Genomic DNA, 2,043 nt, shown 5'->3' on the forward strand with positions numbered 1-2,043 from the left:
CGGCCCATTTCCTCGCCCTTCGCCAGCCGAATCGGCGTGTCGAAGCGAATGCGTTGCACCTCGCCCGAGAGGGGCGTGATCTGGCCCGCCCAGACCGTCTCGATGGCGGCGACGATCATGGCCCCCACCAGTACCACCACCATGGGGCCGCGTTCGGTATCGAAATGGCAGACCAGACGCTCGTTGCGGGCAAAGAGGTTGGGGATGTGCTCGGTGGTGGCGGCATTCACCGAGAAGAGCCGCCCCGGCACATAAACCATGGAGGTCAGTGTCCCTGTCTCCGGCATGTGAACACGGTGGTAGTCCTGGGGGGAGAGGTAGATGGTGGCGAAACTGCCTCCCAGGTAGCGTCGGGCCGCCTCGCCATCTCCGCCCAGCAACTCCATGGCCGAGAAGCGATGTCCCTTGGCCTGGAGCAGTTGGCCGGCTTCGATGGCACCGAACTGTGACAGGGTTCCGTCGGCGGGGGACACCAGGCCTTCCTCGATCGGCCGTGCCTCTTCTTCCAGTTCGCGGGTGAAGAAGTCATTGAAGGTCGCATAGTCCGTCGGATCGGATCCCATGGCCTCGTTCATGTCGACGCCGAAGCGCTCGATGAAGGTCTTGATCAGAATATTCTTGAGCCAGGGTTGGCGACATTCGGCGAGTCGCCCCACCAGCCGCGACAGCAGGTGGTGGGGGATGGGGTACTGGATCAGGGCAAAGAGTCTTGAGAATGGCACTTGAGGGGTCCGTCCTATTTTTCTATGGGCGTGTCGTCACGGTTGCCCCATTCCTGCCAGGAGCACGCATAGCCGCGTATTTTCTCGAAGCCCAGTGCCTTGCCCACCAGCCAGGTGAAGGCACTGCGATGGTGCCCCTGGCAGTGGGTGGCCACTTCCATGTCCGGTGTCAGCCCCAGGGTCTCGAGTTCGGTGATGAGTTCGGCGTAGTCGCGGATGCGCATGCCTCGATCCGGGTCCATGGCCAGGGTCCATTCCATGTTCACGGCCCCGGGAATATGGCCAAGGCGCTTGTTGTTGCCCTTCTCGCCATCGTATTCGGCCCGTGAGCGGGCATCCCAGACGGCGAAGGTCTTCTCGCCGAGTTTTTCCTGGAGCTCGTGACGATCGATGAGCGCCTCGGGGTTGAGGATTTCGGCGCGGTAATCGCTGGGTTCGGGTTTATGGGACTCGGTGGAGACGGGCAGGCCATCCTGGTGCCAGGCATGAATGCCACCGTTGAGGTAGGAATAGCGGGTGTGGCCGATCAGGTCCAGGGTCCAGAGCAGGCGGGCGGCCCAGCCACCGCCCTCGTCGTCGTAGGCCACCACATGGGTATCACGGGTCAGGCCCAGTGAAGAAAACAGGGTCGACAGGGCCTCTTTAGAAGGCACGTCATTGGGTATCTCGCCCTCTCCGCGCAGCAGGGCGCGATGGTCCAGGTAGATGGCGCCGGGCACATGGCCCTGGGTGTAGCTTTCGGCCTTGACCGGGACATCAATGATCAGCAGGGAGGGCTCCGTAAGCCGTGCTTCGAGCTGCTCGGGTTCGACGATCAGCGGCAAGAGGTTGTCTTCTGAGCTCATTGGGATCTCCTGATTCGGTGTTGTGGTTGTCTTGGCATCAGCTCTCGCCGAGACTGTCGACGATGCGGATGTAACTGGAAAAACGCTGAGGGTGCACCTCGCCGCGTTCCACGGCCGCCAGTATGGCGCACCCCGGCTCCTGCCGGTGTCGGCAGTCCCGGAAGCGGCAGTGGCCAAGCAGGTCACGAAACTCGATGAACCCCTCGGCGACCTGCTGTTCGTCCAGATGTATCAGGCCGAATTCGCGAATGCCGGGCGAGTCGATGAGTTCTCCCGGTTCGCCGCCATCCGCGGCGGTGGGGAGTCGGTAGAGGCGCGCCGTGGTGGTGGTATGGGTGCCCTTGCGTGAATCCTTGGACAGGGCGCCGATGCGAAGGTCTTCATCCGGCAGGAGCCGGTCGATCAGGGACGACTTGCCGACGCCGCTTTGGCCCACGAATACCGAGGTGCGTCCACCGAGCCGTTCATGCAGTGCC

The 2,043-nt window shown here is 62.8% G+C and carries 3 protein-coding genes; all 3 read right to left on the bottom strand.

Going from position 1 to position 2,043, the window contains the following annotated elements:
• Window positions 1-722, bottom strand: a 722-nt coding sequence (gene asd, locus ACESMD_RS01470) for an archaetidylserine decarboxylase (RefSeq protein ID WP_372609651.1), incomplete at its 3' end; no start/stop codon positions are given.
• Between the two features lie 14 nt (window positions 723-736).
• Window positions 737-1,567, bottom strand: coding sequence for a sulfurtransferase (locus tag ACESMD_RS01475; protein ID WP_372609653.1), 831 nt, complete (start codon window positions 1,565-1,567; stop codon window positions 737-739).
• Between the two features lie 37 nt (window positions 1,568-1,604).
• Window positions 1,605-2,043 (bottom strand): ribosome small subunit-dependent GTPase A (rsgA, locus tag ACESMD_RS01480; protein WP_372609655.1); only part of this gene is annotated, 439 nt, incomplete at its 5' end.

Origin of the sequence: Halomonas sp. (assembly GCF_041689495.1) — a bacterium.
GTDB lineage: Bacteria > Pseudomonadota > Gammaproteobacteria > Pseudomonadales > Halomonadaceae > Halomonas.

Bases quoted from the DNA above. Each gene is read 5' to 3' on its own strand.
- ACESMD_RS01475 (WP_372609653.1), bottom strand. From the start codon at position 1,567: ATGAGCTCAGAAGACAACCTCTTGCCGCTGATCGTCGAACCCGAGCAG.